The organism is Streptomyces sp. NPDC006551 (assembly GCF_040611675.1).
Classification (GTDB): domain Bacteria; phylum Actinomycetota; class Actinomycetes; order Streptomycetales; family Streptomycetaceae; genus Streptomyces.
The window spans coordinates 352,270-370,330 of the sequence record NZ_JBEXOT010000003.1; the positions used below are offsets into that span (position 1 = coordinate 352,270).

At 70.7% G+C, this 18,061-nt stretch carries 16 protein-coding genes and 6 tRNA genes; 15 read left to right on the forward strand and 7 right to left on the reverse strand.

Translation table 11 applies throughout. The features are described 5' to 3' along the window. Positions 1-61: 61 nt before the first annotated feature. The gene (bldC, locus tag ABZY12_RS06075) at positions 62-268 is read left to right on the forward strand and encodes a developmental transcriptional regulator BldC (protein ID WP_003949541.1); all 207 of its coding nucleotides are present in this window, start codon (positions 62-64) and stop codon (positions 266-268) included. A gap of 307 nt (positions 269-575) precedes the next feature. Here bldC and ABZY12_RS06080 read toward each other — a convergent pair whose 3' ends face one another. From ABZY12_RS06080 to hrpA, 3 genes are all read right to left on the reverse strand, one after another. Further along, positions 576-800: a DUF6274 family protein gene (locus tag ABZY12_RS06080; protein ID WP_356887602.1), complete on the reverse strand. Its 225-nt coding sequence runs from the start codon at positions 798-800 to the stop codon at positions 576-578. Between the two features lie 149 nt (positions 801-949). After that, positions 950-1,024 (reverse strand) — tRNA-Asp (locus tag ABZY12_RS06085). A 90-nt stretch (positions 1,025-1,114) separates the two neighbouring features. Further along, a complete protein-coding gene (gene hrpA / locus ABZY12_RS06090) occupies positions 1,115-5,053 on the reverse strand; it encodes an ATP-dependent RNA helicase HrpA (protein WP_356887604.1) in 3,939 nt (1,312 codons plus the stop codon). A gap of 106 nt (positions 5,054-5,159) precedes the next feature. Here hrpA and ABZY12_RS06095 point away from each other — a divergent pair, with 106 nt between their 5' ends. Genes ABZY12_RS06095 through ABZY12_RS06105 form a run of 3 tightly spaced genes read left to right on the forward strand, consistent with a single transcriptional unit; the run spans position 5,160 to position 7,215 of the window. Continuing rightward, entirely contained in the window at positions 5,160-5,504 is a 345-nt protein-coding gene (locus ABZY12_RS06095) for a hypothetical protein (RefSeq protein WP_356887606.1), read from the forward strand. A gap of 56 nt (positions 5,505-5,560) precedes the next feature. Beyond that, on the forward strand, positions 5,561-6,385 hold the full coding sequence (locus ABZY12_RS06100; RefSeq protein WP_356887608.1) for a thioredoxin domain-containing protein: 825 nt from the start codon (positions 5,561-5,563) through the stop codon (positions 6,383-6,385). After that, a complete protein-coding gene (locus ABZY12_RS06105; RefSeq protein WP_356887610.1) occupies positions 6,382-7,215 on the forward strand; it encodes a cytochrome c biogenesis CcdA family protein in 834 nt (277 codons plus the stop codon). The genes ABZY12_RS06100 and ABZY12_RS06105 overlap by 4 nt, the downstream gene beginning before the upstream one ends. 143 nt (positions 7,216-7,358) lie before the next feature. Here the strand turns inward: ABZY12_RS06105 and ABZY12_RS06110 are convergent. The 3 genes from ABZY12_RS06110 to ABZY12_RS06120 form a co-directional block, all read right to left on the reverse strand. Next, positions 7,359-7,432: transfer RNA gene (locus ABZY12_RS06110), tRNA-Phe, on the reverse strand. Positions 7,433-7,454: 22 nt separating this feature from the next. After that, a tRNA-Asp gene (locus ABZY12_RS06115) sits at positions 7,455-7,528 on the reverse strand. Between the two features lie 39 nt (positions 7,529-7,567). Next, a tRNA-Glu gene (locus ABZY12_RS06120) sits at positions 7,568-7,640 on the reverse strand. Positions 7,641-7,744: 104 nt separating this feature from the next. Here ABZY12_RS06120 and ABZY12_RS06125 point away from each other — a divergent pair. From ABZY12_RS06125 to ABZY12_RS06145, 5 genes are all read left to right on the forward strand, one after another. After that, the gene (locus ABZY12_RS06125; RefSeq protein ID WP_046909030.1) at positions 7,745-8,095 is read left to right on the forward strand and encodes a metallopeptidase family protein; all 351 of its coding nucleotides are present in this window, start codon (positions 7,745-7,747) and stop codon (positions 8,093-8,095) included. Between the two features lie 197 nt (positions 8,096-8,292). Then, the gene (locus ABZY12_RS06130; RefSeq protein WP_356887612.1) at positions 8,293-8,892 is read left to right on the forward strand and encodes a hypothetical protein; all 600 of its coding nucleotides are present in this window, start codon (positions 8,293-8,295) and stop codon (positions 8,890-8,892) included. Positions 8,893-9,089: 197 nt separating this feature from the next. After that, complete coding sequence (locus tag ABZY12_RS06135; protein ID WP_356887614.1) at positions 9,090-11,339, forward strand: DEAD/DEAH box helicase; 2,250 nt, start codon at positions 9,090-9,092, stop codon at positions 11,337-11,339. 238 nt (positions 11,340-11,577) lie between these two features. Beyond that, positions 11,578-11,650: transfer RNA gene (locus ABZY12_RS06140), tRNA-Lys, on the forward strand. 130 nt (positions 11,651-11,780) lie between these two features. Then, positions 11,781-12,359: a dienelactone hydrolase family protein gene (locus ABZY12_RS06145; RefSeq protein ID WP_356887616.1), complete on the forward strand. Its 579-nt coding sequence runs from the start codon at positions 11,781-11,783 to the stop codon at positions 12,357-12,359. Position 12,360: 1 nt separating this feature from the next. On the opposite strand, the gene sigJ is transcribed toward ABZY12_RS06145, so the two are convergent. Beyond that, positions 12,361-13,239, reverse strand: coding sequence for an RNA polymerase sigma factor SigJ (gene sigJ / locus ABZY12_RS06150; RefSeq protein WP_356887678.1), 879 nt, complete (start codon positions 13,237-13,239; stop codon positions 12,361-12,363). Positions 13,240-13,456: 217 nt separating this feature from the next. Here sigJ and ABZY12_RS06155 point away from each other — a divergent pair, with 217 nt between their 5' ends. The 6 genes from ABZY12_RS06155 to ABZY12_RS06180 all read left to right on the forward strand — a co-directional run bounded on the left by ABZY12_RS06155 (position 13,457) and on the right by ABZY12_RS06180 (position 17,875). Next, the gene (locus tag ABZY12_RS06155; RefSeq protein ID WP_356887618.1) at positions 13,457-13,936 is read left to right on the forward strand and encodes a rhodanese-like domain-containing protein; all 480 of its coding nucleotides are present in this window, start codon (positions 13,457-13,459) and stop codon (positions 13,934-13,936) included. 51 nt (positions 13,937-13,987) lie between these two features. Next, positions 13,988-14,061: transfer RNA gene (locus ABZY12_RS06160), tRNA-Met, on the forward strand. A 136-nt stretch (positions 14,062-14,197) separates the two neighbouring features. Next, on the forward strand, positions 14,198-14,938 hold the full coding sequence (locus ABZY12_RS06165) for a MerR family transcriptional regulator (protein ID WP_356887620.1): 741 nt from the start codon (positions 14,198-14,200) through the stop codon (positions 14,936-14,938). A gap of 85 nt (positions 14,939-15,023) precedes the next feature. Then, complete coding sequence (locus ABZY12_RS06170) at positions 15,024-15,425, forward strand: hypothetical protein (RefSeq protein WP_356887622.1); 402 nt, start codon at positions 15,024-15,026, stop codon at positions 15,423-15,425. A gap of 195 nt (positions 15,426-15,620) precedes the next feature. Then, the gene (locus ABZY12_RS06175) at positions 15,621-16,658 is read left to right on the forward strand and encodes a PLP-dependent cysteine synthase family protein (protein WP_356887680.1); all 1,038 of its coding nucleotides are present in this window, start codon (positions 15,621-15,623) and stop codon (positions 16,656-16,658) included. Further along, a complete protein-coding gene (locus ABZY12_RS06180) occupies positions 16,655-17,875 on the forward strand; it encodes an MFS transporter (protein WP_356887624.1) in 1,221 nt (406 codons plus the stop codon). Before ABZY12_RS06175 ends, ABZY12_RS06180 begins: the two co-directional genes overlap by 4 nt. Positions 17,876-18,061: the final 186 nt, after the last annotated feature.

Consider the following 18,061-nt stretch of genomic DNA (forward strand, 5'->3'; position numbering starts at 1 on the left):
TCAAGGTGCAGAATTTAGAGGAAAGAACCGAGAAGGTTCGGTTCTCCCGAGGAGGCCGCTCATGACCGCTCGCACCCCTGATGCCGAGCCGCTGCTGACCCCCGCCGAGGTTGCCACGATGTTCCGTGTCGACCCGAAGACGGTGACCCGTTGGGCGAAGGCCGGCAAGCTCACGTCCATCCGCACGCTGGGTGGACACCGCCGGTACCGCGAGGCTGAGGTCCGCGCTCTGCTGGCGGGTATTCCGCAGCAGCGCAGCGAGGCCTGAGGTACGCGCAACACCCCGCTTTACCGGGCACTTCCGGGTCCCCCAACCTGGATCGCCCACCCCTAGCTCTGCCGACCGATGCCTGCCCCAACAGGCTCTTGGTCACTGATCGCGCTGGACTCCGCCGGGTCCAGCGCGATCTTTTTTATGCCCGGGACTGGAGCTTCGGGGGTGGTGCAATTGCACATATTAAATCGGGTGGGTGTAGGGAGGGTGTAAGCGAAGGGGTTTCTGAAACTCGTTCGGTGACACCCGTCACATGCTCGAAGTCTTGCCAAGGAACAGCCTGCCACTCCCTGATGGGCGCTCAACTCGCCCTTGGTCCGGGGCCGGTAGGACTTTCGTCCTCGGTGTTCGACTCGGGCTCCTGGTCGTCCAGGACGTCCTGGGCGTCCATGGCGAGCCGCAGGAGGCGATGGCAGACGGGGCAGTGGCGCGTGACGTGTCCGTAGCGGGACGCGGCCGCCAGATGGGCGCGCAGAAGCGCGCGTGTCTCGTGTCTCGACTCACGTGCTGCGGACGCCGCGGCCATGCGCGCCACCTCCGGTGTGGGCCCCCGATTCCCTGATGTCTGGGGTACCGGCGGGCACGTGACTCCGTCAATACGCGGGACACATGTCCGAGGTTCGAGTCGGGCACACGACGAAGGCCCGCACCTTGCGGTGCGGGCCTTCGTTCACGCGGTCCTGACGGGATTTGAACCCGCGGCCTCCACCTTGACAGGGTGGCGAGCACTCCAAACTGCTCCACAGGACCTTGCTCGCAGCTCCGTACTGCGTGGGCTGCGAGAGAGACTGTACAGCAGGTCAGAGGGTCAGGTCGAACTCGCGCCTGGCGAGCGTCCCGCTACGGCGCCGCGGCGTCGATCGCCTTCACGATCCGCTTGTCCGAGACCGGGTACGCCGTGCCCAGCGCGTGCGCGAAGTAGCTGACCCGGAGCTCCTCGATCATCCAGCGGATGTCGGTGACCTCCTTGGGCACCGGACGCCCCTTCGGGAGCTGTTCGAGCAGCCACGCGTACTCGTCCAGCATCTCCTGGACCTTCTCCATGCGCGTGGTGTCCCGCTGGACCCCCGTCGGCATCTGCTGCAGCCGCCGGTCCACCGCCACCAGATAGCGCATCAGGTCCGGCAGCCGCCGCAGACCGGTCTTCGTGACGAACCCCGCCGGCACCAGCCACGCCAGCTGCTCGCGCACGTCCGCCAGGTTGTTGATCAGCGCCAGGCTGTTCGTGGCCTTCAGCCGCCGCTCGCACGCCTGCCAGGCGGCCAGGATCTGCTGGACCTGGTCCACCGTCCGTACCGTCGTGTCGACGAGATCCGCGCGGACCTTGTCGTACAGCTTCCGGAAGGACTCCTCGTCCCAGACCGGACCGCCGTGGTCCGCGATCAGCTTGTCCGCCGCCGCGGTCGCGCAGTCGTCGAAGAGCGCCTGGATCGAGCCGTGCGGGTTCCGGGACAGCGCCAGCTTCTGCTGGTTGGTCAGCCGCTCCGAGGCGAACTTCGCCGGGTTCACCGGAATGTTCAGCAGGATCAGCTTCCGCGTCCCCTGCCACATCGCCAGGGCCTGCTCCGCCTCCGTGTCGAAGAGGCGTACGGACACGGTCTCGCCCGCGTCCACGAGCGCCGGGTACGCCTTGACCGGCTGCCCGGCCCGCCGGGTCTCGAAGACCTTGGTGAGTGTGCCGATCGTCCAGTCCGTGAGCCCTGTGCGCTCCAGGGACTGCCCCGAGCCGCCGGGGCCGCTCGTGGCCGCCGCGGCGGCCTGGGAGAGGGCCTGGCGGGCCTTCGGGCGCAGCTGGAGCTTGAGCGCCTCCAGGTCCTTGCTCTCGGCGAGCTTGCGGCGCCGCTCGTCGACGATCCGGAAGGTGATCTTCAGGTGGTCGGGAACGCGGGTGAGGTCGAAGTCCTCCGCCGTGACCGGGACGCCCACCATCCGCTGCAGCTCGCGCGCGAGGGTGACCGGCAGCGGCTCCTGGAGGGGGACGGCACTGTCCAGGAAGCGGGTCGCGAAGTTGGGCGCGGGGACGTAGTTGCGGCGGATCGGTTTGGGGAGGGACCGGATCAGCTCCGTGACGACCTCTTCCCGCAGACCCGGGATCTGCCAGTCGAAGCCCTCGTCCGTGACCTGGTTGAGGACGTGGAGCGGGATGTGCACGGTGACACCGTCCGCGTCCGCGCCCGGCTCGAACTGGTACGTCACCCGGAACTTCAGCGGGCCCTGCCGCCAGGAGTCCGGATAGTCGTCCTTGGTGACACCGGCGGCCTTCTCGTTGATGAGCATCTCGCGCTCGAAGTCGAGGAACTCCGGTTCCTCACGGCGCTTGTGCTTCCACCAGGAGTCGAAGTGCGCCCCGGAGACGACGTGTTCGGGGACCCGCTGGTCGTAGAAGTCGAACAGCGTCTCGTCGTCGACCAGGATGTCCCGGCGCCGGGCGCGATGCTCCAGCTCCTCGACCTCGGTGAGAAGCCTGCGGTTGTCGGCGAAGAACTTGTGGTGCGTGCGCCAGTCGCCCTCGACGAGCGCGTTGCGGATGAACAGGTCGCGGGAGGCCTCCGGGTCGATCCTCCCGTAGTTCACCTTGCGGTCGGTGACGATCGGCACGCCGTAGAGCGTGACCTTCTCGATCGCCATGACCGCTGCCTGGTCCTTCTCCCAGTGCGGCTCGCTGTACGTCTTCTTGATCAGGTGCTGGGCGAGCGGCTCGATCCACTCCGGCTCGATCTTGGCGTTGACCCGGGCCCACAGCCGTGAGGTCTCCACCAGCTCGGCGGACATGATGAACCGCGGGGGCTTCTTGAAGAGCGCGGAGCCGGGGAAGACCGCGAACTTGGCGCTGCGCGCGCCCAGATACTCGTTCTTCGCGCCTTCCTTCACGTCCTTCATCCCGATGTGGGAGAGCAGACCGGCGAGGAGGGAGGTGTGCACCGACTGCTCGGGCGCGTCCTCCTCGTTGACGTGGATGCCCATCTGCTTGGCGACCGTCCGCAGCTGCGCGTAGATGTCCTGCCACTCGCGGATGCGCAGGAAGTTGAGGTACTCCTGCTTGCACATCCGGCGGAAGGACGACGAGCCGCGCTCCTTCTGCTGCTCGCGGATGTAGCGCCAGAGGTTGAGGAAGGCGAGGAAGTCGCTCGTCTCGTCCTTGAAGCGGGCGTGCTGCTGGTCGGCCTGGGCCTGCTTCTCGGCCGGGCGCTCGCGCGGGTCCTGGATGGAGAGCGCGGCCGCGATCACCATGACCTCGCGTACGCAGCCGTTCTTGTCCGCCTCCAGGACCATCCGGGCGAGCCGGGGGTCGACGGGCAGCTGGGAGAGCTTCCGGCCCTGCTGGGTCAGCCGCTTCTTCGGGTCCTTCTCGGCGGGGTCGATCGCCCCGAGCTCCTGGAGGAGCTGGACGCCGTCGCGGATGTTGCGGTGGTCCGGCGGGTCGATGAACGGGAACTTCTCGATCTCGCCGAGGCCGGCCGCGGTCATCTGGAGGATGACGGAGGCCAGGTTCGTACGGAGGATCTCGGCGTCCGTGAACTCCGGGCGGGAGAGGAAGTCGTCCTCGGAGTAGAGCCGGACGCAGATGCCGTCGGACGTACGGCCGCAGCGGCCCTTGCGCTGATTGGCGCTGGCCTGCGAGACGGGCTCGATGGGAAGGCGCTGGACCTTGGTGCGGTGGCTGTACCGGGAGATACGGGCGGTGCCCGGATCGATCACGTACTTGATGCCGGGGACGGTCAGGGACGTCTCGGCGACGTTGGTGGCGAGCACGATCCGGCGGCCCGTGTGGGCCTGGAAGACGCGGTGCTGCTCGGCGTGGGAGAGGCGGGCGTAGAGGGGGAGGACCTCGGTGTTGCGCAGCTTCTTCTTGAGCAGGGCGTCCGCGGTGTCGCGGATCTCGCGCTCACCGGAGAGGAAGACGAGGATGTCGCCCGGACCCTCGGCCTGGAGCTCGTCGACGGCGTCGCAGATCGCGGTGATCTGGTCGCGGTCGGACTCCTCGCCGTCCTCTTCGAGGAGGGGGCGGTAGCGGACCTCGACGGGGTACGTCCGTCCGCTGACCTCGACGATCGGCGCGTCGCCGAAGTGGCGGGAGAAGCGCTCGGGGTCGATGGTCGCGGAGGTGATCACGACCTTGAGGTCGGGGCGCTTGGGCAGCAGCTGGGCCAGATAGCCGAGCAGGAAGTCGATGTTGAGGGACCGCTCGTGGGCCTCGTCGATGATGATCGTGTCGTAGGCGCGCAGCTCGCGGTCCGTCTGGATCTCGGCGAGCAGGATGCCGTCCGTCATCAGCTTCACGAAGGTCGCGTCGGGGTTCACCTGATCGGTGAAGCGGACCTTCCAGCCGACCGCCTCGCCGAGCGGGGTCTTCAGTTCCTCCGCGACTCGCTCGGCGACCGTGCGCGCGGCGATCCGGCGGGGCTGGGTGTGGCCGATCATGCCCCGCACGCCCCGGCCCAGTTCCAGACAGATCTTGGGAATCTGCGTGGTCTTTCCGGAACCCGTCTCACCGGCGACGATCACGACCTGGTGGTCACGTATCGCCTCCAGGATCGCGTCCTTCTTCTGCGAGACGGGCAGCTGCTCGGGGTACGTGACCGCGGGCACGCGGGCGGCACGCCCGTCGACGCGCTCCTTGGCCTTGCCGGCCTCGGCGGCGATCTCGTCCAGGACGGCCTCACGGGCCTCGGGCTTGCGGATGCGGCGGGCGCCCTCGAGACGGCGGCCGAGCCGGTGGGCGTCCCGCAGCGAGACCTCGGCCAGGACGGACTGGAGGGCGGCGAAGGAAGTAGACATACGGAACCCAGGATCGCACCTGTGGCCGATAACCGGCGAACCGATTTACCGGGGTCCGCGCCCGCGGCCCGTACCATTTCGGGCAGTCCACCCGAGAGGCTTCCCGATGTCCCGCACCCTTCGCGCGTCGGCTGCGTTCGCCGCCGTCGTGGGTGTGCTGCTCGGGCTGCTGGTGTGCGGCACGGCCGCGGCGCCGGCGAGCACCACGGTGGTCGTGGACGCCGGAGCCCCGTCACCGGGGTGTGGCCAGGGACACGCCGACGGAGCCGCCCGGCCCGCGACCCCGCCGCGCCCGAACGGGTTCGGGGAGCTGCTGCCCGTGCTCGCGGCCGAGCGCCCGGCCGACGGGGCCTGGGCCGGGGGCCAGGACATACGGGACCTGCTGCCGGGTCCGGAGCCGCCGGAGCTCGTACCGCCGTCACCGATGGATTTGTCGATCCTGCGCGTGTAGAGGGCGGGCCGCTGTCGCCGTCCGTCCTCTTTCTCCATGTTCAGGAGCGTTTCTCCATGCCCAAGTCCAAGGCCCAAGCCAAGTCCAAGGCTCAGACCACGTCCGCCTCCGGATCCACGTCCACGTCCAGGCCGCTCGTGATCGTCGCCGGCGTGGCGGTCGCCGCCGCGCTGCTCGGCCTCGTCTCGTACACCGCGACCAAGCCCTCGGCCGGGGGTTCCGCCGGTTCGTCGTCCTCCGCCGCCGAGGTCTCCGCCGACCCGTCCGCCGGCGTCTATCCGGAGCTGGAGGCGTACGCCCGCCGCGACGCCTCCGACAAGCTGGCCCTCGGGCGGGCCGACGCGCCCGTCGTCCTGATCGAGTACGCCGACTTCAAGTGCGGCTACTGCGGGAAGTTCGCCCGCGACACCGAGCCCGAGCTGGTGAAGAGGTACGTCGACAACGGCACCCTTCGCATCGAGTGGCGGAACTTCCCGATCTTCGGCGAGGAGTCGGAGGCGGCGGCCCGCGCCTCGTGGGCGGCGGGGCAGCAGGGCAGGTTCTGGGAGTTCCACCAGGCCGCTTACGCCGAGGGGGCCAAGGAGAAGGGCTTCGGCGAGGACCGGCTCGCCGCCTTGGCGAAGGAGGCGGGAGTCGCGGACCTGGCGAGGTTCACCCGGGACGCGGACAGCGAGGCCGCGCGCGCGGCGGTGAGCAGGGACCAGGAGCAGGGGTACTCCCTGGGAGCCACCTCGACGCCGTCCTTCCTGATCAATGGGCGGCCGATCGCGGGCGCGCAGCCGATGGAGACGTTCACGCAGGCGATCGACGCGGCGGCGAAGGCGGCGAAGACGGCGCAGCCGAAGAAGACGGGTCCGTCGGCTTCGGGCGGCCCCCGGTGAGTTCGGACATCGGCTATCTGGCCGCCTTCCTCGGCGGCCTCCTCGCCCTGCTGAGCCCGTGCAGCGCCCTGCTGCTCCCGGCGTTCTTCGCGTACTCCATCGACTCGACGAGCCGGCTGCTGGCCCGTACGGGCATCTTCTACGCCGGTCTGGCCACCACCCTCGTCCCGCTCGGCGCGGCCGGATCCTTCGCCGGACGGCTGTTCTACGGCCACCGGGATCTGCTGGTGGCCCTCGGCGGCTGGCTGATCATCGCTCTCGGTGTCCTCCAGATCCTCGGCATGGGCTTCGCCTCCCGCCGTATCGCCGAGGTCAGCGGCCGGATCCGCCCCACGACGGCGGTCTCCGTCTACGCCCTGGGCCTGGTCTACGGGCTCGCCGGGTTCTGCGCGGGCCCCATCCTCGGCAGTGTGCTGACGGTGGCGGCGCTGAGCGGCAGCCCGGCCTACGGCGGACTGCTGCTCGCGGTGTACGCGCTGGGCATGGCGGTGCCGCTGTTCCTGCTGGCGCTGCTCTGGGAGCGGTACGAGCTGGGCCGGCGGCGCTGGCTGCGCGGCCGGCCGCTCCGGGTCGGCCGCTTCGAGCTGCATTCCACCTCGCTGCTGTCGGGCCTCTTCTTCGTGGTGCTCGGCACGCTCTTCCTGGTCTTCGACGGCACGACCGCCCTGCCGGGGCTGCTGTCGGTGGACGACTCGTTCGCGGTGGAGGAACGGGTGGCGGCGGCGGGCCGCGCGGTGCCGGACTGGGCGCTGATGGTGGCGCTGGTCGCGGTCGTGGCGCTGGTGCTCGCGGTCCGCGGCCGGCGCGTGAGGCGGCGCCAGGAGGGGTGAGGGGCTGGGCCGCCCGGCTCTGCGGGGCCGGGCGGGGCCTGGCTCACGTACGGGTGTGCGGGTGGGACGGGCACCGCTGGGGCGGGCGTACGGGTGTACGCGTACGAAAAAGGCCCCGTTCTTTCGAACGGGGCCTTCGCTTGTGGCTGGGGCCGGGGTCGAACCGGCGACCTATCGCTTTTCAGGCGATCGCTCGTACCAACTGAGCTACCCAGCCACGAGATCATTTCTGACCTCAGCGATCCTGACGGGACTTGAACCCGCGACCTCCACCTTGACAGGGTGGCGAGCTAACCAACTGCTCCACAGGACCTTGCAATGTGCGAGAACTAGTCTCGCACACGTTGTTGCGTGCCCCCAACGGGATTCGAACCCGTGCTACCGCCTTGAAAGGGCGGCGTCCTGGGCCACTAGACGATGAGGGCTAAGGGCCCACCTGGGCGCTTCTCAGCGCGTCGGGGACGTGAGAAGCATATGGGATGCCGGCGGCTATCGCCAAAACGGTTTCCCGTGGGGCGACAATGGGCGGGTGCTGGAGATGACGCGCGAGGAGTTCGAGGAGCTTGTCGCCGAGGCCCTGGACCGGATCCCGCCGGAGCTGACGCGGCTGATGGACAACGTCGCGGTGTTCGTGGAGGACGAACCCTCTCCGGACGACCCCGAGCTGCTCGGGCTGTACGAGGGGACCCCGCTCACGGATCGCGGGGAGTGGTACGCCGGGGTGCTGCCGGACCGGATCACGATCTACCGGGGGCCCACGCTGCGGATGTGCGAGTCGCGCGAGGACGTGGTCGCGGAGACCGAGATCACGGTCGTGCACGAGATCGCCCACCACTTCGGCATCGACGACGAGCGACTGCACGCGCTGGGCTACGGCTGACGAAGCCGCACGGCTCGGGGTGCGGCTGATGAAGCCGCGCGGCTCCGGGTGCGGCTGACGGCCGACGGCTGAGCCTCTCGCTTCGTACGGCCGAGGCGGCCGTAGGCGTGTCCCTTGCGGCGTCAAGGGAGTTGGGCAGCGAGACGCGTTCCCTGCGCGTTCCCGTTTCCGCCCGATGTCTCCTGGAGGTGCCCTCCGTGCGCCATTTGCCCACCCGTGTGCGATGGGCCGCCACCGCGCTGGCGGTCGCCGCCTGCGCCGGTCTGAGCGGCTGTATGAGTGTGAGTGACGAGGGTGGGAAGCCCGCACCCGGCAAGTCCGCGGGGAAGCAGGGCGTGGCGGCCGAGGTCGACGGCGGTGTCGGGGGCACGGGCGGGCACGGCGGGGCCGGGCGAGAGGGATCGGACGAGGGCGGGCCGGACGCGGACGGCGCCGGCGAGGAGTCGCCGGTCCCGAGCGGATCGCCCTCGGCCTCCGGGAAGCCTCCGGCGGGCGCGTCGGCGGGGCTGGGCGGCAAGCCGAAGCCGTCGGCCGAGCCCGGTGGGGCCGGCGGGTCCGGTGGGGCGGGTGGGCCGAGTGCGCCGAGCGAGGAGACCACGCCCCCGGCGGAGCCGTCGTCGTCTCCGCCGCAGGAGCCGTCCGCGACCCCGGACCCCACTCCGGAGCCGACCGCGGAGCCGTCCGATCCGCCGACCTCGTCGCCCGGCGCGGACACCCACATGGGTGCCATGAGGGCGGCGGACGGGCCCGGTGGACACGCCGAACCGGAGGCATCGCCGCAGGTCGGGCCGGTGTGACGGAGCCGGTTTGCAATGAGGCGGGGAGGGTGCGTATGGTTATAGATCGTTTGATCCCATTGCCCGGCGCCGAAACAGAAGAGCGCCGTGTGGCGCGTACTCTCCCTAGCCGTGGCTGACCGCATTGAGGCGGTCGATTTGCGAATTCACGGAGTTGACGGGCGCGTGCCGAGACTCCGGAAGGTTTCGCATTTCGCATGTCCATTTTCAGTCCTGACCACGCCGTCCTGCCCGAGAACGACGAGATCGTCGAGGCCGTAGAGGCCGCCGTCGACGAGGCCGCTGTCGAGGAGACCGCCGAGGCGGCCGAGTCCTCCGAGCCGACGATCACCTTCGCCGACCTGGGCCTGCCCGAGGGCGTCGTGCGCAAGCTCGCGCAGAACGGTGTGACCAGCCCCTTCCCGATCCAGGCCGCGACCATCCCGGACGCCCTGGCCGGCAAGGACATCCTCGGCCGCGGCCGTACCGGCTCCGGCAAGACCCTCTCCTTCGGTCTGCCGACGCTGGCGCAGCTGGCCGGCGGCCACACCGAGAAGAAGAAGCCCCGCGCGGTCATCCTCACCCCGACCCGCGAGCTCGCGATGCAGGTCGCGGACGCCCTCCAGCCGTACGGTGACGTGCTCGGCCTGAAGATCAAGGTCGTCTGCGGCGGTACGTCGATGGGCAACCAGATCTACGCCCTCGAGCGTGGCGTCGACATCCTCGTCGCCACCCCGGGCCGTCTGCGCGACATCATCAACCGTGGCGCCTGCTCCCTGGAGAACGTCCAGGTCGCGGTCCTCGACGAGGCCGACCAGATGTCGGACCTGGGCTTCCTGCCCGAGGTCACCGAGCTGTTCGACCAGATCCCCGAGGGCGGCCAGCGCATGCTCTTCTCCGCCACCATGGAGAACGAGATCGGCACGCTGGTCAAGCGCTACCTGAAGAACCCGGTCAGCCACGAGGTCGACAGCGCCCAGGGCAACGTCTCGACCATGACGCACCACGTCCTCGTCGTGAAGCCGAAGGACAAGGCGCCGGTCACGGCCGCGATCGCCGCCCGCAAGGGCCGCACGATCATCTTCGTCCGCACCCAGCTGGGTGCCGACCGCATCGCCGAGCAGCTCATCGACTCCGGCGTGAAGGCGGACGCGCTGCACGGCGGCATGACGCAGGGCGCCCGTACCCGGGTCCTCGAGGACTTCAAGAAGGGCTACGTCAACGCGCTCGTCGCGACCGACGTCGCCGCCCGTGGCATCCACGTCGACGGCATCGACCTGGTCCTGAACGTGGACCCGGCCGGTGACCACAAGGACTACCTGCACCGCTCGGGCCGTACCGCGCGGGCCGGCAAGTCCGGTGTCGTGGTCTCCCTGTCGCTGCCGCACCAGCGCCGCCAGATCTTCCGCCTGATGGAGGACGCGGGCGTCGACGCCACGCGCCACATCGTGCAGGGCGTCGGCGCGTTCGACCCGGAGGTCGCCGAGATCACCGGTGCGCGTTCGCTCACCGAGGTCCAGGCCGACTCGGCGAACAACGCGGCCAAGCAGGCCGAGCGTGAGGTCGCCGAGCTCACCAAGCAGCTGGAGCGCCTGACGCGCCGGGCCGCCGAGCTCCGCGAGGAGGCCGACCGTCTGGTCGCCCGTTCCGCGCGCGAGCGGGGTGAGGACCCGGAGGCCGCGGTCGCCGAGGTGACCGAGGCCGCCGAGGCCGAGGTCGCTGCGGTGACGGCCGCTCAGGTGGCCGAGGAGCGCCGCGAGGAGCGCCGTGAGGAGCGCCCGGCGTTCCGCGACGAGCGGGGCAACTACGAGCGCCGTGACCGTGGTGGCGACCGCGGCGGCGACCGTGGAGGCTTCCGCCGCGACAACGACCGTCCGTCCGGTGGTTTCCGCCGCGACGACCGTCGGGACAACGACCGTGGTGGCTTCCGTCGGGACAACGACCGTCCGTCGGGTGGTTTCCGTCGGGACAACGACCGTCCGTCCGGTGGCTTCCGCCGCGACGACCGTCCGTCGGGCGGCTTCAACCGTGACGACCGCGGCGGCGAGCGTGGCGGCTTCCGCCGCGACAACGACCGTCCGTCCGGTGGCTTCCGCCGCGACGACCGTCGGGACAACGACCGTCCGTCGGGTGGTTTCCGTCGGGACAACGACCGTCCGTCCGGCGGCTTCCGCCGCGACGACCGTCCGTCCGGTGGTGGCTTCAACCGTGACGACCGCGGCGGCCGCTCCTTCGACCGTCGTGACGACCGCCCCTCGGGCGGCCACCGCGGCAGCGACCGTCCGTTCAACCGCGACCGTCGCGACGACCGCCCCGCCGGCGGCTTCCGCTCGGGCGGCGACCGCCCGTACGGCCGTCGTGACGACCACCGTGGCGGCGACCACCGCGGCACCGGCACGAACACCGGCACGAACACCGGCTCCTTCGGGCGCCGTGACGACAAGCCGCGCTGGAAGCGCAACGGCTGATTGAGCCGAGGCCGAAGGCCCGCATCGCACCTCACCGGTGTGGTGCGGGCCTTCGCCGTTTGAACGTGTCAGAAAATGGCGGGCGTTTCCGGCCCTTGATCGCGGACATCGCGGGCTACTGCACCGGCTGACCCCCGGGTTCTGGTCGCACCTCCGTTGCGCCATGACCCGCCACTGCCGATACCCGATCGGCTGCGGGGCCTGATCCGGCTATGCTGCGGGGGTGCCCTTGTGCGGAGGGCCGTTAGCTCAATTGGCAGAGCAGCGGACTTTTAATCCGTTGGTTGTGGGTTCGAGTCCCACACGGCCTACCGATCGGCCCCAGGTCAGAGACTCTCTGGCCTGGGGCCGAACTCGTTCCCGGGCGCCCCGTTGTCAGTGGTCCGCGCGAGGATCGCAGTGGGTCCGCGCCGTCGTGGCCGGGCCGGAGGAGGGATGGCGATGGCCGAGGTGTTGTTGTTCCACCACGCGCAGGGGCTGACGGACGGCGTGCGCGGCTTCGCCGACGAGGTGCGGCGGGGTGGGCATGTGGTGCATGTGCCCGATCTGTACGAGGGGCGGACGTTCGACAGTCTCGAGGCCGGCGGCGGGTACGCCCAGGAGGTCGGCTTCGGGGCGATCGTCGAGCGCGGCGTACGGGCCGCCGAGGGGCTGCCTGGGGGGCTGGTGTACGCCGGGTTCTCGCTCGGGGTGCTGCCCGCCCAGAAGCTCGCGCAGACGCGGCCCGGTGCGGCCGGAGCCCTGTTGTTCAGCGCGTGCGTGCCCGCAGGGGAGTTCGGTACGGCCTGGCCGGGCGATGTTCCCGTACAGGTCCATGGGATGGACGCGGACGGGTTCTTCGCCGGCGAGGGAGACCTCGACGCCGCCCGCGCCCTCGTGGCGGGTACCGAGGGCGCGGAGCTGTTCCTCTACCCGGGAGAACGGCATCTGTTCGCCGACAGCAGCCTGCCCTCGTACGACGAGAGGGCGGCCGGGCTGCTCCTCGAGCGGGTGCTCGCCTTCCTGGAGAAGTCCGGGTGACTCACTGCCCGATGCCGAGCCGTTCCAGCCGCTCTGGGTCCGCCAGGATGTCGATCTCGACGATCCGGTCGTCGACGATCGTGAAGGCCATGAGCGCCATCGCGTGACCCTCCGCGATCGAGACGACGCCGGCCGCGCCATTGACCAGGACCGGCCGTGCGGTGTGGCGGAAGCGGGCGAAGGTGAGGGCCTGGCCGATGACCGCCTCGGCGCCCCGTACGAATTTCGAGGCCGCCGCGCGCAGGGTGCCGCCGTCGGCGCGCAGGACCACGTCCGGGTCGAGGACCGCGAGCAGGCCCTCGAAGTCGCCGCCCCGGGAGGCCGCGAGGAACGCGTCGACGGCCTTGCGCTGGCGCGTCACGTCCGGTTCCGGCGCCGGGCCCGCCCCTCGCACGCGGCGGCGGGCCCGGCTGGCGAGCTGCCGGGCGGCGGCCGGGGTACGGCCCACGACCGGGGCGATCTCGTCGAAGGACACCGCGAACATGTCGTGCAGGACGAACGCCAGCCGCTCGGCCGGTGCCAGCGTCTCCAGGACCACCAGAAGGGCCAGCCCCACCGAGTCGGCGCGCAGCGCCTCCTGTTCGGGTCCGGCGTTCTCCCCGGCCGCGCTCACCACCGGGTCGGGTACGTAGTACTCCAGCGGGTCCTCGCGGCGCGCGGCGCGCGAACGCAGCATGTCGAGGCAGACGCGGCCGACGACCGTGGTCAGCCATCCGCTGAGGTTCTCCACCCCCGACACGTCGGAGCGGCAGAGCTTGAACCACGTCTCCTGGACGGCGTCCTCGGCCTCGCTCAGCGACCCCAGCATCCGGTACGCGACCGCCCGCAGGTGCGCCCGGTCGGCCTCGAAACGCTCGGCCAGGAGGTCCTTCTCGCCCATCGGTCCCTCTCCCTCGTCGTCATGCATCTTCCGTCACCTGCCGGACGGAAGACGCCCCCGGAAAAGTGACGTGCCGGACGCGCCCGGTGCGCTGAGTCGCCCGATCTGAAAGATCCCCGCCGCGCCCCGGCGAACGCCCCGTTTTCCCCCGCCGATCCGCTTCGGTACCGGGAATTTCCCCTTCAGCGAGTCGATCTTCGACCGTAGATTTTCACGCATGACGACAACGACGCAGGTCAATTCGGTACTCCGCACCCCGCCGGCCACGCCCGCCGCCGCGGCCGCGTATTTCGCCGCCGGGCTCGCCTTCCACGCCGACGTCTCCGACGTCGCCGCCGCCCTCGTGGCCGGCGGGGACCCCGGTTTCGTGGTCCTCGACTCGCGCTCCACCGCCTCCTGGGACCAGGGCCACATCCCCGGCGCCATCCACCTGCCGACCGCCCTCATCCCCGAGCAGGCCGAGCAGCTGCTCGACAAGTCCGTGCCGGTGGTCACGTACTGCTGGGGCCCCGGCTGCAACGGTGCCGCGCGCGCCGCGCTCGCCCTCGCGCAGCTCGGCTTCCAGGTCAAGGAGATGCTCGGCGGCTTCGAGTACTGGGTGCGTGAGGGCTTCGCGTACGAGACGTGGGAGGGCGCCGGGAAGAAGGACGCTGACCCGTTGACGGCCCCCGTCGACGCGGAGGACTGCGGCTGCTGAGGAAACGGATTTCCGAATCGGCCGCCCATGCCGTAAGGTCATATTCACCGACGCGGGGTGGAGCAGCTCGGTAGCTCGCTGGGCTCATAACCCAGAGGTCGCAGGTTCAAATCCTGTCCCCGCTACTCAGTAGCAACGAAGGCCCGGATCCATTCACTGGATCCGGGCCTTCGTCGTGTCCCGGCGCGTTTCCGTCGCGTTCCGGCGCGGCCTTTTCCGCCGCTTGACCTTGACGCGACGTCAAGATTTAGCGTTCTCGGCATGGAGTGGTCGATCCAAGAGATCGCCAGGAAGGCCGGCACCACCAGCCGCACGCTCAGGCACTACGGCGAGCGCGGACTGCTGGAGCCCAGCCGGATCGGCGCCAACGGTTACCGGTACTACGACCAGGCGGCACTCGTGCGGCTGCAGCGCATCCTGCTGCTGCGCGAGCTGGGGCTCTCGCTGTCCGCCATCGCCGAGGTCCTCGAAGGTCAGCGGGACACGTCCGCCGCCCTGCGGACACATCTCGCCCTGCTGGAGCAGGAGCGGGAGCGCATCGGCCGGCAGATCGAGTCGGTACGGACCACTCTCCACAAGACCGAGAAGGGAGAAGAGCTCATGGCTGAGGAAGTGTTCGACGGGTTCGACCACACGCGGTACGAGGCGGAGGTCACCGAGCGCTGGGGCCGGGAGGCGTACGAGAAGGGCGACCGCTGGTGGCGCTCGCTCGGCGCCGAGGAGAAGCGGGCGTTCATGGACCGCCAGGCCGGCATCGCCCGTGATTTCGGGCAGGCGGCGCGGGACGGTCTGGCCGCCGACAGCGACGAGGTCCAGGCGATCACGCGGCGCCACGTCGAGTGGCTGTCGACCACCACGACACCGTCGAAGGAGTATGTGATCGGCCTCGGCCGGCTCTACGTCGACGACCCGCGCTTCACCGCCAATTACGACAAGCACGGCGAGGGCACGGCGATCCTCGTCCGGGACGCGATGAAGGTCTACGCCGAGCGCAACCTGTAACGGAAGCTCCTGGAGTAAACGGTGGCCAAAACCGCGCCCGTCCTTTTGCCCAGGCGCAAGCACGCGCCGTAGTGTCGCGCGCACCATGTGTGATCGAGATGCGACGGATGTACGAGCAGCAGCAGGACGGCGGGCGCCCGCCGTCCTGCTGCTGCTCGCCCTCGTCGCACTGATCGCCGGCGTCTGTCATGGGACGCACGGGCACATGCTGCCCCTCGCCGACCGGACCGGCACCGTCGTCTCCGCCCCCGCCCCCGCCCTGCCGCACGGCTGCGAGGGGAACGGTGAGGCGTGGTCCTTCGACGTCCATCTGCCGGCGCAGACCGCCGCCTCGCAGCTCGCGGCGCCGGACGCCGGAGGAGCCGTACGCCTCTCGTACGACGAGGTCTTCCCCGCCGATCCGCACGCGCGCTGTGTCCGGGGCAGGGCGGGGCCCGGCCCCGAGCCGGGAAGGCTGCTGCTCGCCCTCGGAGTGGACCGGAACTGAGCCGGGTCTCGCCCTCGCGTGACCAGGTTTCCTCCGCGTACCACGTCAAGGACGTACCCCATCATGAGCAAACTGCTGCCCGGCGACGGCCTGCCCGGCGCCTCCCTGTCCCGCACCGCCCCTTCCCGCACCGCCCCTTCCGGCACGGCCCTGTCCGACAACGCCCCTTCTCGCACCGCCCTGTCCGGCAGGACGATGTCCGGCGTCGCACCGTCCGTCGCCGATCAGACCGTCGGCAACACCCCCGTGCTGTGGATGGACGACGGCTACTGGGCCAAGCTCGAAGGCTTCAACTTCGGCGGCATCAAGGACCGCGCCGCCCTCCACATGGTCGAGCAGGCCCGCCGCCGGGGCGAGTTGCGGCCCGGCGCGCCGATCGTCGAGTCCACCTCCGGCACCCTCGGTCTCGGCCTCGCCCTCGCGGGCGTGCTGCACGGCCACCCGGTCCATGTCGTCACCGACCCCGGCCTCGAACCGATCGTCGAGCGGATGCTCGTCGCGCACGGCGCCCAAGTCCATGTCGTCTCCGAGCCGAGTGCGCACGGCGGCTGGCAGCAGGCCCGGATGGACCGCGTCGCCGAGCTCCTGACCACTCTCGACGGAGCCTGGTGGCCCGACCAGTACGGCAATCCCGACAACCCGGAGGCGTACGCCGGGCTCGCCGCCGAGCTCTCCCAGCAGCTCGACCGGATCGACGTCCTCGTCTGCGCGGTGGGTACGGGCGGGCACTCGGCCGGCATCTCCCGCGCGCTGCGCGCCACCAGCAGCCCCGCCCTCGAACTGGTCGGCGTGGACTCCGTCCACTCCACCGTCTTCGGCCTTCCGGCGGGCGAGCGGCTGATGCGTGGGCTCGGGTCCTCCATCCACCCGGGCAACGTCGACCACGAAGCCTTCGACGAGGTCCACTGGGTGGGCCCCGCGGACGCGGTCCGGGCGGCCCGCCGGCTCGCGGCCCGTCAGTTCGCCACGGGTGGCTGGAGCGTGGGCGCCGTGGCGCTCGTGGCGGGGTGGCTGGCCCGGACGCGGCCGCGCGGCACCCGGATCGCGGCCGTCTTCCCGGACGGGCCGCAGCGGTACTTCGACTCGGTGTTCAGCGACGAGTTCTGCGCCGCCCACGGACTGCTCGACGCCCCGGTACGGGAGGAGCCGGCGCCGTACGAGAGCGACGCGCCCGTCACCGGCTGGACCCGCCGGGTGCTGGAGCGGCCGACGCACTCGGGGCGGGTCCGATGAGTACGACACCCACCACGGCCACCGCCGCCGCCAAGGGCGGGATCTGGAAGCAGAGCCGCACCTTCGAGCCCGCCGTGCGGCTGCTCTTCCTCAACCAGCTCACCATCAACCTCGGCTTCTACATGCTGATGCCGTACCTCGCCGCGCATCTCGCGGACGGGCTCGGCATGGCGGCCTGGTCGGTCGGTCTCGTCCTCGGCGTCCGCAACCTCTCCCAGCAGGGCATGTTCCTGATCGGCGGCGCTCTCGCCGACCGGTTGGGTTTCAAGCCGCTGATCGTCGCGGGCTGCGCGCTGCGGACGGCCGGCTTCGGGGCGCTCGCCTTCGCCCAGTCGCTGCCCGTGCTGATCGCCGCCTCCGTGGCGACGGGCCTGGCGGGAGCGTTGTTCAACCCGGCCGTACGGGCGTATCTGGCGGCGGAGGCGGGGGAGCGGCGCGTCGAGGCGTTCGCCCTGTTCAACACGTACTACCAGGCGGGGATCCTGCTCGGGCCGCTGGTGGGGGTGGCGCTGACGGGCGTCTCCTTCCGGCTGACGTGCGTGGTGGCGGCGGTGCTGTTCGCCGCGCTGACGGTGGTCCAGCTGCGCCATCTGCCGGTACGCGTACGGGAGGAGGCGGCCGAACCGGCCGGGGAGGGCGGCCAGTTCCGTACGGTGCTCGCGAACCGGACCTTCTGGCTCTTCTCGCTCGCGATGACCGGCTCGTACGTCCTGTCCTTCCAGGTCTACCTCGCGCTGCCGCTGGCCGCGGACAGCACGGTGGTGACCACCGCGCTGTTCGTCGTCTCGGCGCTCGTCGCCCTGGCGGGCCAGCTGCGGATCACGGCCTGGTGCAAGCGCCGGCTGACGCGCGAGCGGTGCCTCATCCTCGGTCTGGGGCTGATGGGCGCGGCCTTCCTGCTGCCGGTGGCGGCACGCGGGGTGGCGGGCCTGCTGCTGTGCGCGGCGGTCCTGGCGCTCGCGAACGCGGTCCTCTACCCGTACGAGATGGACACGGTCGTCGCCCTTTCGGGCGGGCGGTGGGTGGCGACGCACTACGGCCTCTACAACACCGTCTGCGGGGTCGGCATCACCCTCGGAAACCTGGGGACCGGCGCGCTGCTCGACCTGACGGGCCGGTCGGTCACGCCGTGGCTGGTCCTCTGCGGGGTGGGTCTCGTCTGCGCGGCGGCGGTGGGGGTGCTGGCCCGGGGCGGGCGGCTCGCGGGGACGCTCTGACCTCCGGTCCACCCGCGCCCCCGGGGGCGCGTGCCCGGGCCTCGGGGCCACGTGTCTTGGGTCCCGTGTGCCTCCGTGGCGCGTGTCCCGGGTCTCGGGCGCGGCCCGTGCCCCTGTGTCCGTGCCGGTACCCCGGTCGGCGGAGCGGGGGTCGCCGCGCGGCGCGGCTACCGCCACGCTGGGAAG

Bases quoted from the DNA above. Each gene is read 5' to 3' on its own strand.
- ABZY12_RS06135 (WP_356887614.1), top strand. From the start codon at position 9,090: ATGTCCATTTTCAGTCCTGACCACGCCGTCCTGCCCGAGAACGACGAG.
- ABZY12_RS06080 (WP_356887602.1), bottom strand. From the start codon at position 800: ATGGCCGCGGCGTCCGCAGCACGTGAGTCGAGACACGAGACACGCGCG.
- ABZY12_RS06170 (WP_356887622.1), top strand. From the start codon at position 15,024: ATGTGTGATCGAGATGCGACGGATGTACGAGCAGCAGCAGGACGGCGG.
- ABZY12_RS06145 (WP_356887616.1), top strand. From the start codon at position 11,781: ATGGCCGAGGTGTTGTTGTTCCACCACGCGCAGGGGCTGACGGACGGC.
- ABZY12_RS06155 (WP_356887618.1), top strand. From the start codon at position 13,457: ATGACGACAACGACGCAGGTCAATTCGGTACTCCGCACCCCGCCGGCC.
- hrpA (WP_356887604.1), bottom strand. From the start codon at position 5,053: ATGTCTACTTCCTTCGCCGCCCTCCAGTCCGTCCTGGCCGAGGTCTCG.
- ABZY12_RS06095 (WP_356887606.1), top strand. From the start codon at position 5,160: ATGTCCCGCACCCTTCGCGCGTCGGCTGCGTTCGCCGCCGTCGTGGGT.
- bldC (WP_003949541.1), top strand. From the start codon at position 62: ATGACCGCTCGCACCCCTGATGCCGAGCCGCTGCTGACCCCCGCCGAG.
- ABZY12_RS06175 (WP_356887680.1), top strand. From the start codon at position 15,621: ATGTCCGGCGTCGCACCGTCCGTCGCCGATCAGACCGTCGGCAACACC.
- ABZY12_RS06165 (WP_356887620.1), top strand. From the start codon at position 14,198: ATGGAGTGGTCGATCCAAGAGATCGCCAGGAAGGCCGGCACCACCAGC.
- ABZY12_RS06100 (WP_356887608.1), top strand. From the start codon at position 5,561: ATGCCCAAGTCCAAGGCCCAAGCCAAGTCCAAGGCTCAGACCACGTCC.
- ABZY12_RS06180 (WP_356887624.1), top strand. From the start codon at position 16,655: ATGAGTACGACACCCACCACGGCCACCGCCGCCGCCAAGGGCGGGATC.
- sigJ (WP_356887678.1), bottom strand. From the start codon at position 13,239: ATGGGCGAGAAGGACCTCCTGGCCGAGCGTTTCGAGGCCGACCGGGCG.